We start from the raw sequence: 17,407 nt of genomic DNA, 5'->3' as shown, positions 1-17,407 counted from the left end.
ATGCTGTCGCGAAGTAGGCCAACTTTTGTGAAGCATGATGCCCTAAGGAGAACGGCATGAACCAAGAGGTCATGAATCTTTTCAATCCTCAGGCTCCGGTGCAGACATTCGATTCCATCCGGATTTCGATTGCCAGCCCTGAGAAGATTCTGTCCTGGTCATACGGCGAGATCAAAAAGCCAGAAACGATCAACTACCGTACGTTCAAACCTGAACGCGATGGTCTGTTCTGTGCCCGTATCTTCGGCCCGATCAAGGACTATGAGTGCCTGTGCGGTAAGTACAAGCGCATGAAATACAAGGGCATTATCTGTGAGAAGTGCGGCGTTGAAGTAACGCTGTCACGCGTGCGTCGTGAGCGCATGGGCCATATCGAACTGGCTGCTCCTGTTGCCCATATCTGGTTCCTGAAGTCGCTTCCTTCGCGTATCGGTACATTGCTTGATATGACGCTGAAGGATATCGAACGCGTTCTGTATTTCGAAAACTACATCGTCACAGAACCAGGTCTGACTTCCCTGAAAGAGCATCAGCTGCTTTCAGAAGAAGAATATATGATCGCTGTTGATGAATTCGGTGAAGACCAGTTCACAGCACTGATCGGTGCGGAAGCGATTTATGATCTTCTGGCGACAATGGAACTCGAAAAGATTGCTGTGCAGCTGCGCACTGATCTGGCCGAAACCACTTCGGAACTGAAGACCAAGAAGCTGATGAAGCGTCTCAAAATCGTTGAGAACTTCATGGAATCCGGCAACCGTCCTGAGTGGATGATCATGAAGATCGTTCCGGTGATCCCGCCGGATCTGCGCCCTCTGGTGCCGCTGGATGGCGGCCGCTTTGCGACTTCCGATCTGAACGACCTTTACCGTCGTGTGATCAACCGTAACAACCGTCTGAAGCGCCTGATGGAGCTTCGTGCACCTGGCATCATTATCCGTAACGAAAAGCGCATGCTGCAGGAAGCTGTGGATGCTCTGTTCGATAACGGCCGTCGCGGTCGTACCATTACCGGTGCGAACAAGCGTCCGCTGAAGTCGCTTTCGGATATGCTGAAAGGTAAACAGGGTCGTTTCCGTCAGAACCTTCTCGGTAAACGCGTCGACTATTCCGGTCGTTCGGTTATCGTGACCGGTCCTGAGCTGAAACTGCACCAGTGCGGTCTGCCGAAGAAAATGGCTCTGGAACTGTTCAAGCCGTTTATCTACGCACGTCTTGACGCTAAGGGTTTCTCTTCGACTGTTAAACAGGCGAAGAAACTGGTTGAAAAAGAACGCCCAGAGGTTTGGGATATCCTTGATGAGGTTATTCGCGAGCATCCGGTTCTGCTTAACCGCGCGCCGACGCTGCACCGTCTTGGTATTCAGGCTTTCGAACCAACGCTGATTGAAGGTAAGGCAATCCAGCTGCATCCGCTCGTTTGTACTGCGTTTAACGCGGACTTCGACGGTGACCAGATGGCTGTTCACGTGCCGCTGTCGCTTGAAGCGCAGCTTGAAGCACGCGTTCTGATGATGTCGACCAACAACATTCTGCATCCGGCAAACGGTCTTCCGATCATCGTGCCGTCGCAGGATATGGTTCTCGGCCTCTATTACCTGTCGATCGTTGCTGAAAACGAACCTGGTCAGGGCATGGTCTTCGCTGATATGGGCGAATTGCAGCATGCGCTGGAAACCAAGACCGTTACGCTGCACACCAAGATCAAAGGCCGCTTCAAGTCTGTTGACGCCGAAGGCAAACCTGTATCGAAACTCTTTGATACAACGCCTGGTCGTCTGATCCTCGGTGAATTGCTGCCAAAGAACGTCAATGTTCCTTTTGATATCTGCAATCAGGAAATGACCAAGAAGAACATCTCCAAGATGATCGATCTGGTTTACCGTCATTGCGGTCAGAAAGAGACAGTGATCTTCTGTGACCGCGTCATGCAGCTCGGTTTTGCCCATGCCTGCCGTGCCGGTATTTCCTTCGGTAAGGATGACATGGTCATTCCTGATGCCAAGGCGAAGATCGTTGCCGATACAGAAGCATTGGCCAAGGAATATGAACAGCAGTACAATGACGGTCTGATTACTCAGGGCGAAAAGTACAACAAGGTTGTTGATGCCTGGGGTAAAGCGACTGACAAGATCGCCGACGAAATGATGGCCCGCATTAAGGCTGTTGAATTCGATCCGGAAACCGGTCGTCAGAAGCAGATGAACTCCATCTATATGATGTCGCACTCCGGTGCCCGTGGTTCGCCTTCACAGATGCGTCAGCTCGGCGGTATGCGCGGTCTGATGGCCAAGCCTTCGGGCGAGATTATCGAAACACCGATTATCTCGAACTTTAAAGAAGGTCTGACCGTGAACGAGTACTTCAACTCGACACACGGTGCCCGTAAGGGTCTGGCCGATACGGCTCTGAAAACCGCTAACTCCGGTTATCTGACACGCCGTCTCGTTGACGTTGCGCAGGATGCGATCATTTCTGAACCGGATTGCGGTGCAACCGTTGGTCTGACAATGAACCCGATCGTTGATGCGGGTCAGATCGTTGCTTCGCTCGGTATGCGTATTCTGGGCCGTGTTGCTCTGGACGACATCAATCATCCGGCTACGGGTGAGCTGATTGTTGCTTCCGGCGACATGATCGAAGAGCGTCATGTGGAAGTGATCGAAAAAGCCGGTATCCAGACCGTTCGTATTCGTTCGGCTCTGACCTGTCTCACCCGCTCCGGCGTGTGCGGCAAGTGCTATGGTCGTGACCTTGCACGCGGTACTCCGGTGAACAAAGGTGAAGCTGTCGGTGTTATCGCTGCGCAGTCGATCGGTGAGCCTGGTACTCAGCTGACCATGCGTACGTTCCACCTTGGTGGTACAGCGCAGGTTGTGGACAGCTCCTATCTGGAAGCTTCCTATGAAGGTACTGTTGCACTGCGTAACCGCAATGTGGTTCGCAATTCCGACGGTCATCTGGTGGTTATGGGCCGTAACATGGCCGTTCTCATCATGGATGCGTCCGGCAAGGAACGTGCAAGTCATCGTGTAACCTATGGTTCGCGCCTGTTCGTCGATGACGGTGATGCAGTGAAGCGCGGTCAGCGTCTGGCCGAGTGGGACCCGTATACCCGTCCGATCATCACCGAAGTTGAAGGTGTGATTGAGTTCGAAGATATGGTTGACGGTCTGTCGGTTGCTGAAAACACCGATGAATCCACCGGTATCACCAAGCGCGTTGTTATTGACTGGCGTTCGACCCCGCGCGGTTCGGATCTGAAGCCTGCTCTCGTTGTTAAAGACAAGAACGGCAAAGTTGCGAAACTGTCGAAGGGTGGTGAAGCCCGCTTCCAGCTCTCCGTTGAGACCATTCTCTCGGTTGAGCCAGGTGCAACGGTTCGCGTCGGTGACGTGATTGCCCGTCTGCCTATGGAAAGCGCGAAGACCAAGGATATTACCGGTGGTCTGCCACGCGTGGCTGAACTGTTCGAAGCTCGTCGTCCGAAGGATCATGCGATCATCGCTGAAGTTGATGGTACAATCCGTTTCGGCCGCGATTACAAGAACAAGCGCCGCATCATTATTGAACCGAATGACCATAATCTGGAGCCGGTTGAATATCTGATCCCTAAAGGCAAGCCTTTCCATCTTCAGGATGGCGATGCGATCGAAAAGGGTGACTATATTCTCGACGGTAATCCTGCACCGCATGACATTCTGGCGATCAAGGGCGTGGAAGCACTTGCTTCTTACCTCGTGAACGAAATTCAGGAAGTCTACCGTCTGCAGGGCGTGACGATCAACGATAAGCATATTGAAGTGATCGTTCGTCAGATGCTGCAGAAGGTTGAGATCACGGAATCCGGTGACAGCACCTATATTCCGGGTGATCATGTTGACCGTATTGAACTTGACGAAATCAATGATCGTCTGGTTGAAGACGGCAAGAAACCTGCTGAAGGTCTGCCGGTTCTGCTCGGTATTACGAAGGCATCGTTGCAGACACCTTCCTTCATCTCGGCTGCTTCCTTCCAGGAAACAACCCGCGTTCTGACCGAAGCAGCAGTTGCCGGTAAGATGGATACGCTGCAGGGTCTGAAGGAAAACGTGATTGTTGGTCGTCTGATCCCTGCCGGTACCGGCGGTATGATGAGCCAGATCCGTCGTATTGCGACAGCCCGCGATGATCTGATTATCGATGAGCGCCGCAAAACTTCCGGTGCGGATGCTGCAAATGCAATGCTGGTCGATATGACCAATAATGCAGCGGAATAATCCGACATTATAAGAAATGAAAAAAGGCCACCTTCGGGTGGCCTTTTTGTTAGAGCGTGTCGCGTTTAACGGAACTTTAGACTCTTTTGGTTGCCGTATGTTCGTGAACGCAAAATGAATCCATTTGAGCCAGACATGCTTTAGCGGGCAGGAAAACTGTTCATAAAAAAAGCGCCGCATGAAGCGGCGCTTTATCATAAATAAGGTGAGGGACGATTATTCTTCGTCTTCATCATCTTCATGGGAGCCATCAAATTCGATCATCGCAACCTGACCGGAGAGGGCGGTATTATAACCGCTCAGATATGGTTCTTCTTCCGGCTGTTCGGTCAATGTGCCGATTTCGGTAATTTCGGCTTCAGCAAAACCTTCATTGGCAAGGATTTCCAAAGTTGCCTGAATGACATCCTCTTCCGGTTCCGATTTCAACAGGATGTGGACATTGACGGGATCGCTCTCGCCGTCTTTCCATGCATCTGCAATAATGAGAAACACTTCATTCGAATCGGGATTTGTGTCTGACACGGGGCATTCCTTAATTTCCGGTTAAACTCGCCCTGTATCAGGGCCTGAAACGGCTGAATCAGACTGTCTGCATAAAAGATAATGATCCAAAAGGACAGCCGGATAAGGATTCTGCCGGTATTTTATGTGATTTGCATAACAAGTGATGCATTTTCAGACAAAATTACCCGCTTTTAAGGGCTGAAATTCCGATTTGTCTGTCATAAATCAGAAAACTCCGCTGCCGGTCTTGACGAAACGCACCTTTAAGCGTATCAGCACACCATCTGAGCCGATGTGAGGCTGGCTGTTCCGGAGTGACACACTCTGGAGTTTGTCTCAAACAGGGTTCGTTTTACGATCTAAAATGCAAATTGCCGTTCGCATGAAGGTGACTTCCTCTGCTTTTGTTCGGGCATGCCAGCGCTAGCGTTGGCACAATGTCCGATTTTGTGCATATGCATAACGGTGAAACGGCCCATTTGGGCAAAAGATACGAGTTTATTTAGTAGAGGAAGGTTCAATGCCTACCGTAAACCAGCTGATCCGCAAACCTCGCCAGGCGCAGGTTAAGCGTAATAAGGTTCCTGCTCTGCAGGCAAACCCACAGAAGCGCGGTGTATGTACCCGCGTTTATACAACGACCCCGAAGAAGCCGAACTCGGCGCTGCGTAAAGTAGCAAAGATTCGTCTGACCAACGGCTTTGAAGTCATTGGTTATATTCCGGGTGAAGGTCACAACCTTCAGGAACACTCGGTAGTTATGATCCGCGGCGGCCGCGTCAAGGATTTGCCGGGTGTGCGTTACCACATCATCCGTGGTGTGCTCGATACCCAGGGTGTTAAAAACCGTAAACAGCGTCGTTCGCTGTATGGTGCTAAGCGTCCTAAATAATAATTTTCCGGGGATACCGGCCATCTGATCCTCAGGTGAGTTGAGCCCGATGTAATTAAAGAGACAAATATGTCCCGTCGTCACAGTGCTGAAAAGCGTGAAATCAATCCGGATCCAAAGTTTGGCGATCTGGTTGTGACCAAATTCATGAATGCAATCATGCTTCATGGTAAGAAATCTGTTGCAGAGTCCATCGTTTACGGTGCTCTGGATTCTGTTGAAGCCAAGGCTAAACAGGATGGTCTGGTGATGTTCCATCAGGCGCTCGACAATGTTGCGCCGCATGTGGAAGTGCGCTCCCGCCGTGTAGGTGGTGCGACTTATCAGGTTCCTGTTGATGTTCGCCCTGAGCGTCGTCAGGCGCTGGCAATCCGCTGGCTGATCAATGCTGCTCGCAACCGCAACGAAACAACGATGATTGATCGTCTGTCCGGCGAATTGCTTGATGCTGCAAACAACCGTGGTTCGGCTGTTAAGAAGCGTGAAGATACGCACCGTATGGCTGAAGCTAACCGCGCATTCTCGCATTACCGCTGGTAATCGTCGAACTCTATTCAAAGAGCAAATATTATGGCCCGCGAATATAAAATCGAAGACTACCGTAATTTCGGTATTATGGCTCACATCGACGCCGGTAAGACGACGATGACTGAACGTATCCTGTTCTACACAGGTAAGAACCATAAAATCGGTGAAACACACGACGGCGCCTCCACAATGGATTGGATGGAGCAGGAGCAGGAACGTGGTATTACCATTACCTCTGCTGCGACTACCACATTCTGGCAGGGTCAGGATGGCAAAAAGCGTCGCTTCAACATCATCGATACTCCGGGACACGTTGACTTCACGATTGAAGTTGAGCGTTCCCTGCGTGTTCTCGACGGTGCGATTGCGCTTCTCGATGCTAACGCCGGTGTAGAGCCGCAGACTGAAACCGTATGGCGTCAGGCTGAAAAGTACCATGTACCGCGTATGGTCTTTGTCAATAAAATGGACAAGATCGGTGCTGATTTCTACCGTTGCGTAGAAATGGTTGCATCGCGCCTCGGTGCGCAGGCTCTTTGTGTTCAGCTGCCAATCGGCGCCGAAAACGAATTCCAGGGTGTTATCGATCTCATTGAGATGAAGGCATATGTCTGGGATGGTTCCATCGGTGCGGCAGCAGAGGAAAAAGAAATTCCTGCTGATCTTCAGGCTAAAGCTGAAGAATATCGTGAAAAGCTGATCGAAGCTGCTGTTGAAATCGATGAAGCTGCAATGGAAGCTTATCTGGAAGGCACATTGCCAACCAATGATGAGCTGCGCGCTCTGATCCGTAAGGGTACGATCGCTGTTCAGTTCCATCCTGTTCTGTGCGGTACTGCATTTAAAAACCGTGGTATTCAGCCTCTGCTGGATGCTGTTGTTGCTTACTTGCCGTCTCCTGTTGATGTTCCTGCGATTAAGGGCATTGATGTTAAGACCGAGACAGAAACAACTCGTGAATCTTCGGATGAAGCACCGCTTTCGATGCTTGCATTCAAGATCATGAACGATCCGTTCGTTGGCTCTCTGACTTTTGCCCGTATTTATTCCGGTAAAATGACCAAGGGTATTTCCCTTGAAAATACCGTTAAGGGCAAGCGTGAGCGCATCGGCCGTATGCTGCAGATGCACTCGAACTCCCGTGAAGATATCGAAGAAGCATTTGCCGGCGATATCGTTGCTCTGGCTGGCCTTAAAGAAACTACAACCGGTGACACGCTCTGCGACCCGCTGAAGCCTGTTATTCTGGAACGTATGGAATTCCCTGAGCCGGTTATCGAAATCGCGATTGAACCAAAGACTAAAGCTGACCAGGAAAAGATGGGTATCGCCCTGAACCGTCTGGCTGCTGAAGATCCTTCATTCCGCGTTAAGTCGGACGAAGAATCCGGTCAGACCATTATTGCCGGTATGGGTGAACTTCACCTCGACATTCTGGTTGACCGTATGCGTCGTGAGTTCAAGGTTGAAGCTAACGTTGGTCAGCCGCAGGTTGCCTATCGTGAAAGCATCACCCGTAAGGCTGAAATCGACTATACACATAAGAAACAGTCCGGTGGTTCCGGTCAGTTTGCTCGTGTTAAGATCGTATTTGAGCCGCATGAGGGCGATGACTTCATCTTCGAATCCAAGATCGTTGGTGGTGCTGTTCCTAAGGAATACATCCCGGGCGTTCAGAAGGGTATCGAAAGCGTTATGGGTGCAGGTCCTCTGGCTGGCTTCCCTATGCTCGGTGTTAAGGCGACCCTTATCGATGGTGCATACCACGATGTTGACTCGTCTGTTCTGGCCTTCGAAATCGCTGCCCGTGCAGCATTCCGCGAAGGTGCACAGAAAGCCGGCGCTCAGTTGCTCGAACCGATCATGAAGGTCGAAGTCGTGACACCTGAGGATTACGTTGGTGACGTTATTGGTGATCTGAATTCCCGTCGCGGTCAGATTTCCGGTACCGAAGCCCGTGGTATTGCCACCGTCGTCAATGCAAATGTTCCACTGGCCAGCATGTTTGGTTATGTGAACAACCTGCGTTCGATGTCTCAGGGTCGTGCCCAGTACACCATGCAGTTCGACCATTATGAGCCGGTTCCGGCTGCGGTCGCCGCAGAAATTCAGAAGAAGTTCGCGTAAGCCTTTTGGCTTACGCTCGTTAAAATTAGAATGCCTGAGCAGGCTAAATTGATGGAGAGCTCAGATGGCAAAGAGCAAATTTGAACGTACCAAACCGCACGTCAATATCGGCACAATCGGTCACGTTGACCATGGTAAGACCTCGTTGACAGCTGCAATCACCAAATTCTTTGGTGACTTCCGCGCTTACGACCAGATCGATAACGCACCGGAAGAAAAAGCCCGCGGTATCACCATTTCGACCTCGCACGTTGAATATGAAACAGAAAACCGCCACTACGCACACGTAGACTGCCCAGGTCACGCTGACTATGTTAAGAACATGATCACCGGTGCTGCGCAGATGGACGGCGCGATCCTGGTTGTTAACGCTGCTGACGGCCCGATGCCACAGACCCGTGAGCACATCCTGCTCGCTCGTCAGGTTGGTGTGCCTGCAATCGTTGTGTTCCTGAACAAAGTTGATCAGGTTGATGATGCTGAGCTGCTCGAACTCGTAGAAATGGAAGTTCGCGAACTTCTGTCGAAATACGACTTCCCGGGCGATGATATTCCAGTTGTTAAGGGTTCGGCTCTGGCAGCTCTGGAAGACAGCAACAAGACAATCGGTGAAGATGCAGTTCGTGAACTGATGGCCGCTGTTGATGCTTACATCCCAACTCCGGAACGTCCTGTTGACCAGCCGTTCCTGATGCCAATCGAAGACGTATTCTCGATCTCCGGCCGTGGTACAGTTGTTACCGGTCGTGTAGAGCGCGGTATCGTTAAAGTTGGTGAAGAAGTTGAAATCGTTGGTATCAAAGCTACCGGCAAGACAACTGTTACCGGCGTTGAAATGTTCCGCAAGCTGCTCGATCAGGGCCAGGCCGGCGACAACATCGGCGCACTGGTTCGCGGTGTAGGTCGTGATGACGTTGAACGTGGTCAGGTTCTCTGCAAGCCAGGTTCGGTTAAGCCACACACCAAGTTCAAGGCAGAAGCTTATATTCTGACCAAAGACGAAGGTGGCCGTCATACACCATTCTTCACAAACTACCGTCCGCAGTTCTACTTCCGTACAACTGACGTAACCGGTATTGTGACCTTGCCAGAAGGCGTGGAAATGGTTATGCCGGGCGACAACGTAACTGTTGATGTTGCGCTGATCGTGCCAATCGCTATGGAAGAAAAACTCCGTTTCGCGATCCGTGAAGGTGGCCGCACCGTTGGTGCAGGTATCGTCGCTTCGATCATCGAATAATAGATTTGTGCAGGGCGTTTGGTTTGGTGGTTTAAGATCATCTTCAAAGCCAAACGTCCCGCGTAATAAGGAACAAATCAAATGAACGGTCAAAATATCCGCATTCGCCTTAAGGCGTTTGACCATCGGATCCTTGACGCTTCGACCCGCGAAATCGTGTCGACTGCCAAGCGTACCGGTGCCAATGTGCGCGGACCGATCCCTCTGCCAACACGGATCGAAAAGTTCACAGTTAACCGGTCGCCGCACATCGATAAGAAGAGCCGCGAGCAGTTCGAGATGCGCACTCATAAGCGCCTTCTCGATATCGTTGACCCAACCCCACAGACTGTAGATGCGCTGATGAAGCTGGATCTGTCGGCTGGTGTTGATGTCGAGATCAAGCTGTAAGGCTTGAGGACGGAAGGAACGAACCGATGCGTTCAGGTGTTATTGCACAAAAGCTGGGCATGACCCGCGTTTATACAGACGCTGGCGAGCATGTACCGGTGACAGTACTCCGCATGGAGAACTGCCACGTTGTAGCTCAGCGCACAGTAGAAAAAAACGGCTACACAGCCGTACAGCTTGGCGTAGGATTGGCCAAGGTGAAGAACACGACCAAGGCTCTGCGCGGTCACTTCGCGAAGGCTGAAGTTGAACCAAAAGCGAAAGTAGCTGAATTCCGCGTTTCAGAAGACAATCTTCTGGATGTAGGCGCAGAAATCACTGCTGAGCATTTTGTAGCCGGTCAGAAAGTTGACGTTACAGGTACAACAATCGGTAAAGGTTTTGCCGGTGTTATGAAGCGTCACAACTTCGGCGGCGGCCGCGCAACTCATGGTAACTCGGTATCCCACCGTGCCCATGGTTCGACCGGTCAGCGTCAGGATCCAGGTAAAGTATTTAAAGGCAAGAAAATGGCCGGTCACATGGGTCAGACCCGTGTAACCACGCAGAATATCGAAGTCGTTTCTACCGACCTCGATCGCGGCCTGATCCTTGTTCGCGGTGCTGTTCCTGGTTCCAAGGGTGCATGGATCTATGTTCGTGATGCTGTAAAAGTATCGCTGCCAGAAAATGCTCCTAAGCCAGCTGGCCTGCGCCAAGCTAAAGGTGAAGCTGCTGCGGTTGCAGAACCTGCAGCGACTGAGGGAGCCGAATAATGGATCTCACAATTACAACACTTGAAGGCAAGGATGCCGGTAAAGTGCAGCTGTCCGAAGAAATCTTCGGTCTTGAGCCGCGCGATGACATCCTTCAGCGCGTTGTCCTTTGGCAGCTCGCTCGCCGTCAGCAGGGTACCCACCAGACTCTGACCCGTGGTGAAGTTGCACGTACCGGTGCAAAAATGTACAAGCAGAAGGGTACCGGCCGCGCCCGTCACCATTCCGCTCGTGCACCACAGTTCCGTGGTGGTGGTAAGGCTCATGGCCCTGTAGTCCGCAGCCATGCACATGATCTTCCTAAGAAGGTTCGTGCTCTGGCTCTGCGTCACGCCCTTTCGGCTAAGGTTAAAGCCTCTGATCTGATCATCATTGATGATCTGGCAGCTGCAGAAGCCAAGACCAAGCTGCTGGTAAGCCAGTTTGCTAATCTCGGTCTGGAAAACGCACTGCTGATCGGTGGCTCGGAAATCGACGCCAACTTCAAGCTGGCTGCATCCAATATCCCGAATATTGATGTGCTGCCTGTACAGGGCATCAACGTTTACGACATTCTTCGCCGTGGCAAGCTCGTCCTTTCCAAGGCAGCTGTCGAAGCCCTCGAGGAGCGTTTCAAATGACAGATCTTCGTCACTATGATGTGATCGTTAGCCCGGTCATTACCGAAAAGTCGACCATGGTTTCCGAATTTAACCAGATCGTCTTTAACGTAGCCCGCAAGGCCACGAAACCAGAGATCAAAGCTGCAGTAGAAGCGCTTTTCGGCGTGAAAGTTACAGCTGTGAACACCACTGTGCGTAAAGGCAAAGTGAAGCGTTTCCGCGGTATTGTTGGGCGCCAGAGCGATGTCAAGAAAGCGATCGTAACTTTGGCTGAAGGCCAGAGCATCGACGTTTCGACTGGTCTCTGAGAGGCCGTGGAGTAAAGACAATGGCACTCAAGCACTTTAACCCGATCACTCCTGGCCAGCGTCAGCTGGTCATCGTGGATCGTTCGGAGCTCTTCAAAGGCAAACCGGTCAAAGCTTTGACCGAAGGTTTGACTAAAAAGGGCGGTCGTAACAACACCGGTCGTATCACTGTTCGCTATCAGGGCGGTGGTCACAAGCGTACGTATCGCTTTATTGATTTCAAGCGTACGAAACACGATGTGTCCGCTACTGTTGAGCGTCTGGAATACGATCCAAACCGTACCGCATTCATCGCGCTGATCCGCTACGAAGACGGTGAGCTGAGCTACATCCTGGCACCACAGCGTCTTGCTGTCGGCGACAAGGTTATCTCCGGCGCACAGGTTGACGTTAAGCCAGGTAATGCGATGCCACTCGGTGCGATGCCGGTTGGTACCATCATCCACAACGTGGAAATGAAGCCAGGTAAGGGCGGTCAGATCGCTCGCTCGGCCGGTACCTATGCACAGCTCGTTGGCCGTGACCAGGGCATGGCGATCCTTCGCCTGAATTCCGGTGAACAGCGTCTGGTACATTCCGGTTGTCTCGCAACTGTTGGCGCTGTATCCAATCCGGATCACGGCAACACCAACGACGGTAAAGCCGGTCGTTCCGTATGGCGCGGTAAGCGTCCACACGTACGCGGCGTTGCCATGAACCCGGTTGATCACCCACATGGTGGTGGTGAAGGTCGTACCTCGGGTGGTCGTCATCCAGTTACTCCGTGGGGCAAACCTACGAAGGGCAAGAAGACACGCTCGAACAAGGCGACGGACAAATTCATCATGCGTTCGCGTCATCAGCGTAAGAAATAAGAGAGGTAGTCTAAAGTGGCTCGTTCAGTTTGGAAAGGACCGTTTATTGACGGCTATCTTCTCAAGAAGGCTGAGAAGGTACGCTCCGGCGGTCGTAATGAGGTCATCAAGATCTGGAGCCGTCGCTCCACGATCCTGCCGCAGTTTGTTGGCCTGACCTTTGGTGTATACAACGGTAATAAACACATTCCTGTGTCCATCTCCGAAGAAATGGTCGGACACAAGTTCGGTGAATTCGCTCCAACCCGTACCTATTACGGTCACGGTGCGGACAAGAAAGCGAAGAGGAAGTAAGTATGGGCAAGGCCAAGGCTCCGCGCCAGCTTAAGGATAACGAGGCGAAAGCCGTCGCCCGCACGATTCGCGTTAGCCCGCAGAAACTTAACCTTGTCGCGGCTCTGATCCGCGGCAAGAAAGTCAACGCGGCACTTGCTGATCTGTCATTCTCGCGTAAGCGCATTGCAGAGACAGTTAAGAAGACGCTTGAATCGGCAATCGCCAACGCAGAAAACAATCACGACCTCGATGTTGATGCTTTGATCGTCGCGGAAGCTTCTGTTGGCAAGTCGATCGTCATGAAGCGCTTTCATGTGCGTGGCCGTGGTAAGGCGAGCCGGATTGAACGTCCGTTCTCTCACCTGACCATCGTTGTCCGCGAAGTCGCCGAAAAAGGGGAGGCCGCATAATGGGCCAGAAGATTAATCCGATCGGTCTTCGTCTGGGCATCAACCGTACCTGGGATTCGCGTTGGTACGCGAATACCGGCGAATACGGTAAGCTGCTTCATGAAGATCTGAAGATCCGCAAATACCTGACTGAAGAACTCAAGCAGGCTGCGATCTCCAAAATCGTGATTGAACGTCCGCACAAGAAGTGCCGTGTGACCATTCACTCGGCTCGTCCGGGCATCATTATCGGTAAGAAGGGTGCAGATATCGAAAAGCTTCGCAAGAAGCTCTCCGATATGACCAACTCTGATGCAGTTCTCAACATTGTTGAAGTTCGCAAGCCAGAAGTTGATGCTACTCTGATTGCTCAGTCGATCACTCAGCAGCTGGAACGCCGTGTGGCATTCCGTCGCGCTATGAAGCGTGCTGTTCAGTCCGCAATGCGTCTCGGCGCAGAAGGCATCCGTATTAATTGTTCGGGTCGTCTTGGCGGTGCAGAAATTGCTCGTATGGAATGGTACCGTGAAGGTCGCGTTCCTCTTCACACTCTGCGCGCTGATATTGACTACGGTACAGCTGAAGCACAGACCGCTTACGGTATCTGCGGCGTGAAAGTTTGGGTATTCAAAGGCGAAATCCTTGAGCATGACCCAATGGCTTCCGAACGTCGTGCGATTGAAGCTGACGCTCAGGGTCCGCAGTCGAACCGCCGCCGCGAAAACGCTTAATTTTAAGCGTTTTCGGTTAGAATATTGGAGTAGAGAACAATGTTGCAGCCTAAGCGCACAAAGTTCCGTAAGCAGTTCAAGGGCCGTATTCACGGTGAATCCAAGGGCGGTACGGATCTGAACTTCGGTGCTTTCGGTCTGAAGGCAGTCGAGCCTGAACGCGTTACCGCACGTCAGATCGAAGCCGCTCGCCGCGCTATTACCCGTCACATGAAACGTGCCGGTCGTGTATGGATCCGGATCTTCCCGGATCTACCAGTAACTTCCAAGCCTACCGAAGTCCGTATGGGTAAAGGTAAGGGTTCAGTTGATTACTGGGCATGCCGCGTAGCACCAGGTCGTGTTATGTTTGAGCTTGACGGCGTACCTGAAGATGTGGCACGTGAAGCTCTCCGACTCGGAGCTGCGAAGCTGCCGATCAAGACGCGTTTTATTCAACGCATCGCTGAATAAGAGAGACAGCTATGAAAGCCGCAGACATCCGGGCGAAAAGCCTCGACCAGCTGACTGAACAGTTGGGTGGATTGAAGAAAGAGCAGTTTAACCTGCGCTTTCAGAAAGCCACTGGTCAGTTAGAAAAAACCGCACGTGTGAAACAGGTTCGCCGCGATATCGCACGTATTAAGACTATTGCCCGCCAGAAGGCGGCCGAAAGCAAGGCATAAGGAATTTAAATAATGCCTAAACGCATTCTGCAGGGCGTTGTCGTCAGCGACAAGAACGACAAAACTGTCGTTGTTAAAGTGGAGCGCCGTTTCGCGCATCCACTGCTTCAGAAGATTATTCGTCAATCGAAGAAGTACAAAGCGCATGACGAAAACAACCAGTTCAAGGTTGGTGATCAGGTTTCCATTCAGGAATCTGCTCCAATTTCGAAAGACAAACGTTGGGTAGTTCTCGCGAACTAAGCAACGGGCTAACATTAAACACGCAGCTTAGGTAGGGCAGGAGCCCTTAACCAGCTGAGAGATAAGAAGGCGGCCAGTCATGATTCAGATGCAAACAAACCTCGACGTGGCGGATAACTCCGGCGCACGTCGTGTCATGTGCATCAAGGTGCTGGGCGGCTCGAAACGGAAATACGCTTCCGTTGGTGACATCATTGTGGTGTCCATCAAGGAAGCGATTCCTCGTGGCCGCGTTAAAAAAGGTGACGTAATGAAGGCGGTTGTGGTTCGCACAGCCAAAGACATTCGTCGCCCAGATGGCAGCGTTATCCGTTTTGATAACAATGCTGCTGTTTTGATTGACAACAAGAAAGAGCCTATCGGCACACGTATCTTCGGACCGGTTCCGCGTGAACTTCGCGCTAAGAGCCACATGAAGATCATCTCGCTGGCTCCAGAAGTTCTGTAAGGGAAGTTCGACGATGCAAAAGATTCGCAAAGGCGACCGCGTTGTTGTGCTTGCCGGTAAGGACAAGGGCCGTACCGGTGAAGTGATCAAGGTCTTGCCGAAAGAAGATCAGGCTTTCGTAAGCGGTATCAATATTGTTAAGCGCCATCAGCGTCAGACACAGACTCAGGAAGCCGGCATTATTTCGAAAGAAGCCGCAATCCATCTGTCAAACCTGGCGATTGCTGATCCTAAAGACGGTAAGCCAACACGCGTTGGTTTCGTCGAAAAAGACGGCAAGAAGGTACGCGTAGCAAAACGTTCCGGAGAGTCGATCGATGGCTGAAGCAAAGAGTGAACCACGCTTCAAGACGCTTTATAAGGATACAATCCGTAAAGCTATGCTTGAAGAGTTCAAATACAGCAACGAAATGCAGATTCCACGCGTTTCGAAAGTTGTAATCAATATGGGTGTTGGCGAAGCCACAGCAGACTCCAAAAAGCCTGCGCGTGCTGCCGAAGATCTGGGTCAGATCGCCGGTCAGAAAGCCGTTGTCACCCGTGCACGCAACTCGATCGCTACCTTCAAACTCCGTGAAGATATGCCGATCGGTACGAAAGTCACCCTGCGCGGTGAGCGTATGTACGAATTTTTGGATCGTCTGATCACGATCGCGCTTCCACGCGTTCGCGACTTCCGCGGTCTGAATCCTAAAAGCTTTGACGGTCGTGGCAACTTCGCCATGGGTATCAAGGAACACATCGTGTTTCCAGAAATCAACTACGATAAAGTTGATCAGATCTGGGGCATGGACATCATCGTTTGCACGACTGCACCAACGGATGATGAAGCCCGCGCTCTTCTGCGCGCCTTCAACTTCCCGTTCCGCCAGTAACGGCAAGCGTAGCGAGGTAATCAAAAATGGCCAAGACTAGCGCAGTCGAAAAAAACAAGCGCCGCGAAAAGTTGGTTAAGCGTCATGCTGAAAAGCGTGCACGTTTGAAGGCAATTGTTATGGATCAGTCCCTGCCTCTGGATGAGCGCTTCCGCGCTACCATTCAGCTGGCTGAGATGCCACGTAACTCCTCCAAGGTTCGCATTCGCAACCGTTGCGAAGTGTCCGGACGTCCACGCGGTTTCTACCGCAAGCTTAAGATGTCGCGTATCGCGTTGCGCCAGCTGGGTTCGCTCGGCCAGGTGCCAGGCGTCGTGAAGTCGAGCTGGTAAGGAGAGTTATAATATGACTATGTCAGATCCTATCGGCGATATGCTGACCCGCATCCGTAATGCTATCGGTCGTAAAAAGACCAAGCTTACAACCCCGGCTTCCAAGCTGCGTGCACGCGTATTGGACGTGTTGCAGGCTGAAGGCTACATTCGCGGATATACACAGACTGATTTTGACAACGGTAAATCCGAAATCGAAATCGAACTGAAATATTACGAAGGTATGCCAGTAATCCGTGAACTGACCCGCGTTTCCAAGCCGGGCCGTCGCGTTTACGTTTCAGTAAAGTCGATTCCTCAGGTCGCTAACGGCCTTGGTATCAGCATTCTTTCCACTCCTAAGGGTGTAATGGCTGATCATCAGGCTCGTGAGCAAAACGTTGGTGGTGAGCTGCTCTGCCGCATCTTCTGATGTGGCTGAGTGGTGAACATAGAAACGGACAGGGTTAACAATGTCTCGTATCGGTAAAAAACCCGTGCCGGTTCCGGCAGGCGTGACCGCCAGCGTTGATGGTCAGACTGTTACTGCCAAAGGCACGAAAGGCGAACTGAAGTTCGTCGTAAGTGATGAAGTAAGCGTGAAGATGGAAGAGGGCGCTGTAAGCGTTACTCCTCTGTCCCAGTCGAAAGACGCCCGCGCTAAGTGGGGCATGGCCCGTACCATGATCAGCAACATCTTCGTCGGTGTTAAAGACGGTTTCGAAAAGAAACTTGAAATCTCCGGCGTTGGTTATCGTGCTGCTATGCAGGGCAAAAACCTTCAGCTTTCGCTGGGTTTCAGCCATGAAGTTGTATACGATGTTCCAGCTGGCATCACTGTTGCAACACCTAAGCCAACGGAAATCGTTGTCTCCGGTATTGACAAGCAGGTTGTCGGGCAGGTTGCTGCCGAGATCCGCGAATACCGTTCGCCAGAACCTTATAAAGGTAAAGGCGTTAAGTATGCCGGTGAAGTTATCGTCCGCAAGGCCGGTAAGAAGAAATAA

23 protein-coding genes are annotated in these 17,407 nt (G+C 51.6%); 22 read left to right on the top strand and 1 reads right to left on the bottom strand.

Features of this window, described 5'->3' with window-relative positions:
- Positions 1-56: 56 nt before the first annotated feature.
- The gene (gene rpoC / locus HBA93_RS14020) at positions 57-4,259 is read left to right on the top strand and encodes a DNA-directed RNA polymerase subunit beta' (protein ID WP_121994029.1); all 4,203 of its coding nucleotides are present in this window, start codon (positions 57-59) and stop codon (positions 4,257-4,259) included.
- Positions 4,260-4,475: 216 nt separating this feature from the next.
- Here rpoC and HBA93_RS14015 read toward each other — a convergent pair whose 3' ends face one another.
- Positions 4,476-4,784, bottom strand: a complete 309-nt coding sequence (locus HBA93_RS14015) for a hypothetical protein (protein ID WP_022709964.1) — start codon at positions 4,782-4,784, stop codon at positions 4,476-4,478.
- A gap of 502 nt (positions 4,785-5,286) precedes the next feature.
- Between HBA93_RS14015 and rpsL the strand changes: the two genes are divergently transcribed.
- The 21 genes from rpsL (at position 5,287) to rplF (ending at position 17,407) form a co-directional block, all read left to right on the top strand.
- Entirely contained in the window at positions 5,287-5,658 is a 372-nt protein-coding gene (rpsL, locus tag HBA93_RS14010; RefSeq protein ID WP_022709963.1) for a 30S ribosomal protein S12, read from the top strand.
- A 69-nt stretch (positions 5,659-5,727) separates the two neighbouring features.
- Complete coding sequence (gene rpsG, locus HBA93_RS14005; protein WP_121994028.1) at positions 5,728-6,198, top strand: 30S ribosomal protein S7; 471 nt, start codon at positions 5,728-5,730, stop codon at positions 6,196-6,198.
- 30 nt (positions 6,199-6,228) lie between these two features.
- Positions 6,229-8,313: an elongation factor G gene (gene fusA, locus HBA93_RS14000; RefSeq protein ID WP_121994027.1), complete on the top strand. Its 2,085-nt coding sequence runs from the start codon at positions 6,229-6,231 to the stop codon at positions 8,311-8,313.
- A 64-nt stretch (positions 8,314-8,377) separates the two neighbouring features.
- On the top strand, positions 8,378-9,553 hold the full coding sequence (gene tuf, locus HBA93_RS13995) for an elongation factor Tu (RefSeq protein WP_022710937.1): 1,176 nt from the start codon (positions 8,378-8,380) through the stop codon (positions 9,551-9,553).
- Between the two features lie 81 nt (positions 9,554-9,634).
- Positions 9,635-9,943 carry a 30S ribosomal protein S10 gene (gene rpsJ / locus HBA93_RS13990; protein WP_002964363.1) on the top strand — a complete coding sequence of 103 codons (309 nt, stop codon included), beginning with the start codon at positions 9,635-9,637 and terminating at the stop codon, positions 9,941-9,943.
- A 26-nt stretch (positions 9,944-9,969) separates the two neighbouring features.
- On the top strand, positions 9,970-10,698 hold the full coding sequence (gene rplC, locus HBA93_RS13985) for a 50S ribosomal protein L3 (RefSeq protein ID WP_022710938.1): 729 nt from the start codon (positions 9,970-9,972) through the stop codon (positions 10,696-10,698).
- Entirely contained in the window at positions 10,698-11,318 is a 621-nt protein-coding gene (gene rplD / locus HBA93_RS13980) for a 50S ribosomal protein L4 (RefSeq protein ID WP_121993349.1), read from the top strand. The genes rplC and rplD overlap by 1 nt, the downstream gene beginning before the upstream one ends.
- Positions 11,315-11,608 (top strand): 50S ribosomal protein L23, encoded by a 294-nt coding sequence (locus HBA93_RS13975; protein ID WP_022710940.1) that lies wholly within the window; start codon positions 11,315-11,317, stop codon positions 11,606-11,608. The genes rplD and HBA93_RS13975 overlap by 4 nt, the downstream gene beginning before the upstream one ends.
- A gap of 20 nt (positions 11,609-11,628) precedes the next feature.
- Positions 11,629-12,462: a 50S ribosomal protein L2 gene (gene rplB / locus HBA93_RS13970; protein ID WP_022710941.1), complete on the top strand. Its 834-nt coding sequence runs from the start codon at positions 11,629-11,631 to the stop codon at positions 12,460-12,462.
- A gap of 15 nt (positions 12,463-12,477) precedes the next feature.
- Positions 12,478-12,756, top strand: coding sequence for a 30S ribosomal protein S19 (gene rpsS, locus HBA93_RS13965; RefSeq protein ID WP_022710942.1), 279 nt, complete (start codon positions 12,478-12,480; stop codon positions 12,754-12,756).
- Positions 12,757-12,758: 2 nt separating this feature from the next.
- A complete protein-coding gene (gene rplV, locus HBA93_RS13960) occupies positions 12,759-13,148 on the top strand; it encodes a 50S ribosomal protein L22 (RefSeq protein ID WP_022710943.1) in 390 nt (129 codons plus the stop codon).
- Entirely contained in the window at positions 13,148-13,858 is a 711-nt protein-coding gene (gene rpsC / locus HBA93_RS13955) for a 30S ribosomal protein S3 (protein WP_022710944.1), read from the top strand. The genes rplV and rpsC overlap by 1 nt, the downstream gene beginning before the upstream one ends.
- 39 nt (positions 13,859-13,897) lie before the next feature.
- Positions 13,898-14,311, top strand: a complete 414-nt coding sequence (rplP, locus tag HBA93_RS13950) for a 50S ribosomal protein L16 (protein WP_022710945.1) — start codon at positions 13,898-13,900, stop codon at positions 14,309-14,311.
- Positions 14,312-14,322: 11 nt separating this feature from the next.
- Entirely contained in the window at positions 14,323-14,523 is a 201-nt protein-coding gene (rpmC, locus tag HBA93_RS13945; RefSeq protein ID WP_022710946.1) for a 50S ribosomal protein L29, read from the top strand.
- A 12-nt stretch (positions 14,524-14,535) separates the two neighbouring features.
- Positions 14,536-14,766, top strand: a complete 231-nt coding sequence (gene rpsQ / locus HBA93_RS13940; RefSeq protein ID WP_022710947.1) for a 30S ribosomal protein S17 — start codon at positions 14,536-14,538, stop codon at positions 14,764-14,766.
- A gap of 79 nt (positions 14,767-14,845) precedes the next feature.
- A complete protein-coding gene (gene rplN, locus HBA93_RS13935) occupies positions 14,846-15,214 on the top strand; it encodes a 50S ribosomal protein L14 (RefSeq protein WP_022710948.1) in 369 nt (122 codons plus the stop codon).
- A 13-nt stretch (positions 15,215-15,227) separates the two neighbouring features.
- Positions 15,228-15,539 (top strand): 50S ribosomal protein L24, encoded by a 312-nt coding sequence (gene rplX / locus HBA93_RS13930; RefSeq protein WP_022710949.1) that lies wholly within the window; start codon positions 15,228-15,230, stop codon positions 15,537-15,539.
- Entirely contained in the window at positions 15,532-16,089 is a 558-nt protein-coding gene (gene rplE, locus HBA93_RS13925; RefSeq protein ID WP_121993350.1) for a 50S ribosomal protein L5, read from the top strand. The genes rplX and rplE overlap by 8 nt, the downstream gene beginning before the upstream one ends.
- A gap of 26 nt (positions 16,090-16,115) precedes the next feature.
- A complete protein-coding gene (gene rpsN, locus HBA93_RS13920) occupies positions 16,116-16,421 on the top strand; it encodes a 30S ribosomal protein S14 (RefSeq protein ID WP_121993351.1) in 306 nt (101 codons plus the stop codon).
- A 13-nt stretch (positions 16,422-16,434) separates the two neighbouring features.
- The gene (gene rpsH / locus HBA93_RS13915; RefSeq protein ID WP_022710952.1) at positions 16,435-16,833 is read left to right on the top strand and encodes a 30S ribosomal protein S8; all 399 of its coding nucleotides are present in this window, start codon (positions 16,435-16,437) and stop codon (positions 16,831-16,833) included.
- Positions 16,834-16,873: 40 nt separating this feature from the next.
- Entirely contained in the window at positions 16,874-17,407 is a 534-nt protein-coding gene (rplF, locus tag HBA93_RS13910) for a 50S ribosomal protein L6 (RefSeq protein ID WP_022710953.1), read from the top strand.

Source organism: Ochrobactrum sp. SFR4 (assembly GCF_019730395.1).
Classification (GTDB): Bacteria; Pseudomonadota; Alphaproteobacteria; order Rhizobiales; family Rhizobiaceae; genus Pseudochrobactrum.
This window is presented reverse-complemented; position numbering and strand designations above follow the sequence as displayed.